This is a genomic window from Longimicrobium sp. (assembly GCF_036387355.1).
Lineage (GTDB): Bacteria > Gemmatimonadota > Gemmatimonadetes > Longimicrobiales > Longimicrobiaceae > Longimicrobium.
Genome location: NZ_DASVTX010000524.1, coordinates 1 through 4,864, shown reverse-complemented (window position 1 = coordinate 4,864; position 4,864 = coordinate 1). Strand labels below are relative to the sequence as shown.

The following is a 4,864-nucleotide window of genomic DNA, read 5'->3' as shown; positions in this document are numbered from 1 at the left end:
GAGCGCGGCCGGATGGCTGTTCACCGCGGGCATCGTGCTCTTCAGCGGCAGTCTGTACGTGCTCGCGCTCAGCGGAATCCGCTGGTTGGGCGCCATCACCCCGCTGGGCGGCGTCTGCTTTCTCGCGGGATGGGTGATGCTGGCCGTGGCCGGCGCGCGGGTGGTGTCCCGCTGATGGACCGGCACTGTCCTCCCCGGCGGACAGCCGGGGGGAGATCCAGCCGCTTGCGGCGACGGTAACCTCTTTCGCCGCCGGCTGATGCATTCCGGATCGAAGTGCGGTGCAAAGGTTGCCGCGTCGGCCTTGCCCGGAGTCACACCCCTTTCCGCCTTCGGAGGACCCATGCGCCTGCCTGCATCGCTGGTCATCGCCGCCACACTCGCCGCCTGCGCCCCGGCCATCCACTCGCCCCCGGAGAGCGGCGTGCCGCTGCGGGCGGAACTGCAGGTGACGGAGCGGGGGCTGGAAGTGAACGTGAACCAGCGGGCGGAGGTCGCCGTGTTCGCGATCCTTCCGGGGACGGGCACCTACGCCGTCTACCCGCGCCGCGGCGAGGTGGGCCGTGTGTTTGCCCCGGGTTCGTCGGGGCTGCGCTTTGACGGCCAGTCGGGAGATCTGCGCGAGCTGGATCAGCTGAAGGTGGTGCTGAACCACCGCAACACGCTGCTGGTGCTGGTGGCCGGGCGCGACCTGAACGTGGACCCGGCCCTTCGCGCGGGGACGGCGGGTGACCTGCGCGCCGTGATGGGCACGGAGGCGTACCTGGCCGCGGACGCGAACCGCTCCATTGCGCGGCTCGCCGAGATGCTCGCCGGGGATCAGCCGGAACAGAGTTGGGCGACGGACGTGAAGTCGGTGAGCCCGGAGGCGCTGGCGTTTCTCACCGCGGGCACCCTCGCCGGCCCCGGCCGCACGTCAGGGGCCGGGCAGTAGCCCCCGCGCACTTTCGGTCGCGACGAGGCACCCTTCCGCGCGGCGGGAGGGTGTTTCAGTTCAGGGGGAAGTGCGTGAGTGCGGAACCGCAGTACGAAAGTACGAGAGTACGAGAGTGGCCGGGCACTTGGCACTGGGCACTCGGTACTGAGCACTGGGCACTTGGCACTGAGCACTTCCGTTCTTTCGCGTGAGGGATTCGCGCCCGCAGGGCCGAGACGCCGGAGTGGAGGGGCAACAGCAGTATCGTTGCCCCGCAACGGAGGGGGCTCGGCGCCGTTAGGCACAGTCGTATCGTGCCTTACGGCGCGCGATGCCCGACCCGGAGCGCAGCGGAGGGGCACGCCCACCCCTTCTTCTATCTTTTGAACTTGGTCCGGATCCAGCTCCATCAAGCCCGCGCAATCCAGATGCTGAAATGAAGCTGCACGTGCTGATGGACGAGGTGTGCGCGTGCCGGGCGTGCCACCGCCTGGTGGCGTGGCGCGAGCGCGTCGGCGTGGAGAAACGCAAGTCGTACCGCGATCAGGAGTACTGGGCCCGGCCGGTGCCCGCGTTTGGCGATCCCCATGCGCGGCTGCTGGTGCTGGGGCTGGCGCCGGCCGCGCACGGCGCCAACCGCACGGGCCGCATGTTCACCGGCGACCGCAGCGGCGACTTTCTGTACGCCGCCATGCACCGTGCCGGCTTTGCCACCCAGCCCACCTCCACCGCGCGGGGCGACGGGCTGGAACTGCGCGACGCATGGGTCACCGCCGCGGTCAAGTGCGCCCCGCCCGACAACAAGCCGCTCCCGCCGGAGCGCGATGCCTGCTCCGCTTTTGTGCTGCGCGAACTGCGGCTGCTGCCGAACCTTCGCGTGATCCTGTGCCTGGGCGGGTTCGCTTACGATGCGGCCCTGCGCCTGCTGCGCGACGCGGGCGCCGCCGTTCCACAGCCCGCGCCCCGCTTCGGGCACGGGGTGCGCGTGGCGGTGCCGGGCGCACCCTCGCTGCTGTGCTCGTACCATCCCAGCCAGCAGAACACCTTTACCGGCCGCCTTACGCCCGCCATGCTGGACGACGTGTTCGCCGCCGCGCGGGAGATGATCGCGGACTGACGGCGATCCGCGCGCATTGCGTTTGCCGCCACCGCGCGCTACCCTGCACACCGCGCCCGTTCCTCCTCCGGCGCGATCCCTCCCCCCTTCCATGCCAGGGTCTACAATGCTTTCTGGAACTGTTGCGGCCGCGCAGCCGGGCGCGCGCGGCTTTGATGCCAACACCCCGCTCAGCGACGCGCAGGCGCAGGCGTTCGTGCAGGCCGGATACACCTTCTGCCTGCGCTACGTGGGGCGGACGGAGATGAAGAGCACCGACCTGTCCGCCGCGGAGGCGCAGCGCATTCTGAACGCCGGCCTGGCGCTGATGACCGTGCAGCACGTGCTCAACCCCGGGTGGAACCCCACCCAGGCGCTGGGCCAGGAATACGGGGCCAACGCGGCCGCCTTCACGAAGCAGATCGGGCTGCCGCCGGGCGTGTCGGTGTGGCTGGACCTGGAGTGCGTGGCGGACGGCACGGCCGCGTCGGACGTGGTGGCGTACTGCAACGCCTGGTACGACCAGGTGGCCGCGGCGGGGTACCTGCCCGGCTTGTACGTGGGGTACGCCCCCGGCCTTTCCGGACAGCAGCTGTACGGCAAGCTCAAGTTCAAGAACTACTGGGCGGCGTACAACGTGGACGGCGTCTCCAACCCCTCCCCGCGCGGCTGGCAGATGGTGCAGTCCGAGGGGCACGGCACCATCGGCGGCATCACCACCCAGGCGTACGACGCCGACGTGATTCAGCAGGACGGCAAGGGCGGCGTTCCCATGTGGCTCAAGGTGTGATGGCGCGGCCGGTTCCGTCCGCCCGGCGGAGATGAAGAAGCGGCGGCACCCCTCGCGGGATGCCGCCGCTTGTTCGTGATCCGTGGGCCCGTGGGGGCGGATCAGCGGAGCAGGTGCTCGCCGGTGTCAAAGATGGTGCGGAACTCCTGGACAAAGCGGTCCATGTAGCGGTTGTACATGGGGGTGGGGCGCACGGCCGTCCACGCTGAATCCGGATGGATGCGCACCAGGCTTTCCACCTGCAGTTCCATGTTGAAGATGTCGCCGCGGGGGCTCGACCGTCCCTTTCGCGCGACGATCACCAGGTTCAGTTCCGCCTCCTGCACCCCCGTCTCGTCGTCCAGCACCGGCCGGCGGCGCGTCTGCGTTACCCAGCGTATCAGGCTGGGCGTCTCGTCCGTCCGCTGCACCACGAACGACAGCCGGCTCAGCAGGCGCGGCACCTCGGGCATGAACTGGCTTTCGCGGGCCGTGCCGATCTCGTACCGCGTCACCGGCGAGGGGCTGGAGGTGCTCTTGCCCAGGCAGCCGCACAGCAGCGCGGCCGCGGCGAGTAGGATTCCGGTGCGAAGTCTCATGGGGGCGTCGGGGGTGGCGGGGATGGGCGAGATGGCAAGGTAAATCGCGCCCGGGGCGGCGGCAACGCCCGCGTTCGGCGCCGTCCGGGGGATCGGGCGCACGCCGGAGGCGCGGCGGAAGGGGTTTTCGTGAGGCGGAAGCAGAGTTTCTGAACGAACGTCCGTCTGGCGCGGTGGGCCGCCAGTGTGTAAGCTAGGGAATCGCGCCTTTCCGCATCCCCGGGCGCGCAGGCATCCGCAGCGCAAATCCGCCCCGGCGCACCGCCGGCGCTTCCACCCTCCAGGAGGCAGAATGAGCAACCGTCCGTGGGTTTCGCACTACACGCCGGGAACCAGGCCGGACATCACGCCCGTCCCCTTCCGCACCATCGCGGACATGGTGCGGCGCCAGTCCGCCGCGTCGGGCTCTTCCACGGCCTTTACGCAGTGCATGCCGAACGGAATGGCGGGCTCGCTCACCTTTCAGCAGGTGGACCGCCATTCCGACGAGTTCGCGGCCTACCTGCGGGGCGGGCTGGGCCTCAAGGCGGGCGACCGCGTCGCCATTCAGATGCCCAACTCGCTCGCCTACCCGGTGGTGCTGTTCGGCGTGATGAAGGCGGGGTGCGTGGCGGTGAACACCAATCCGCTGTACACGCCGCCGGAGATGGTGCACCAGTTCAGCGACTCGGGCGCGCGGGTGCTGGTGATCAGCGACCTGTTCGCGGACCGCCTCCCCGCCGTGCTGCCCAGGACCAAGGTGGAGACGGTGGTGACGGTGCGGGTGACGGAGTGGTTCGCCACGCTGCAGGCGGCGCTGATCCGCGCGGTGCTCAAGTACTCCAAGAAGCAGCTTCCGCCCATCACCGTGCCGCACACGCCGTTTCAGGCCGCGCTCAAGACGGGGCGAGAGCGGCTGGCCAGCGGAGTGGACCTGGCGGGCTACCTGGAGGGCGTGGGGCCGGACTCCATCGCCGCGCTGCAGTACACGGGCGGCACCACGGGGGTCAGCAAGGGAGCCATGCTCTCGCACCGCAACCTGCTGACCAACGTGGCGCAGATGCTGGAGATGAACGGCCGCTACCTCAAGGCCGGCGAAGACAGCATCATGACCGCGCTGCCGCTGTACCACATCTTTGCGTTCACGGTGAACCTGCTGCTGTTCTACCAACTGGGCGGGCACAACGTGCTCATCCCCAGCCCGCGGCCGCCGGTGAACCTCCGCAAGCCGTTCGAGAAGTACAAGATCACCTGGTTCAGCGGCGTCAACACGCTGTTCAACGCGCTGGCCAACGAGGACTGGTTCGTCAAGAACCCGCCCAAGCTCAAGCTTTCCGTCGCCGGGGGCATGGCGCTGCACGGCTCGGTGGCCAAGCGGTGGGAGCAGGTGGTCGGCACGCCGGTGGTGGAGGGGTACGGGCTCACCGAGGCGTCGCCGGTGGTGAGCTTCAACCCGGTGCAGAACGTCAAGGTGGGGAGCATCGGCATTCCGCTTCCGTCCACCT

General features: G+C 69.4%; 6 protein-coding genes. 5 read left to right on the top strand and 1 reads right to left on the bottom strand.

Going from position 1 to position 4,864, the window contains the following annotated elements; genetic code table 11:
* The 4 genes from VF665_RS22770 to VF665_RS22755 all read left to right on the top strand — a co-directional run.
* Positions 1–175: DUF423 domain-containing protein (locus VF665_RS22770; RefSeq protein WP_349263165.1), on the top strand; the 175-nt coding region annotated here is incomplete at its 5' end.
* Positions 176–343: 168 nt separating this feature from the next.
* Positions 344–934, top strand: coding sequence for a hypothetical protein (locus VF665_RS22765; protein WP_331055775.1), 591 nt, complete (start codon positions 344–346; stop codon positions 932–934).
* A 418-nt stretch (positions 935–1,352) separates the two neighbouring features.
* Positions 1,353–2,033, top strand: a complete 681-nt coding sequence (locus VF665_RS22760) for a uracil-DNA glycosylase (protein ID WP_331055774.1) — start codon at positions 1,353–1,355, stop codon at positions 2,031–2,033.
* A 106-nt stretch (positions 2,034–2,139) separates the two neighbouring features.
* A complete protein-coding gene (locus VF665_RS22755; protein ID WP_331055773.1) occupies positions 2,140–2,802 on the top strand; it encodes a DUF1906 domain-containing protein in 663 nt (220 codons plus the stop codon).
* 101 nt (positions 2,803–2,903) lie between these two features.
* On the opposite strand, the gene VF665_RS22750 is transcribed toward VF665_RS22755, so the two are convergent.
* Complete coding sequence (locus VF665_RS22750) at positions 2,904–3,380, bottom strand: hypothetical protein (RefSeq protein ID WP_331055772.1); 477 nt, start codon at positions 3,378–3,380, stop codon at positions 2,904–2,906.
* Positions 3,381–3,672: 292 nt separating this feature from the next.
* Here VF665_RS22750 and VF665_RS22745 point away from each other — a divergent pair.
* The coding region (locus tag VF665_RS22745; RefSeq protein WP_331055771.1) for an AMP-binding protein at positions 3,673–4,864 on the top strand (1,192 nt) is incomplete at its 3' end.

Coding starts and splice junctions, on each gene's coding strand:
- VF665_RS22765 (WP_331055775.1), top strand. CDS start 344: ATGCGCCTGCCTGCATCGCTGGTCATCGCCGCCACACTCGCCGCCTGC.
- VF665_RS22760 (WP_331055774.1), top strand. CDS start 1,353: ATGAAGCTGCACGTGCTGATGGACGAGGTGTGCGCGTGCCGGGCGTGC.
- VF665_RS22755 (WP_331055773.1), top strand. CDS start 2,140: ATGCTTTCTGGAACTGTTGCGGCCGCGCAGCCGGGCGCGCGCGGCTTT.
- VF665_RS22750 (WP_331055772.1), bottom strand. CDS start 3,380: ATGAGACTTCGCACCGGAATCCTACTCGCCGCGGCCGCGCTGCTGTGC.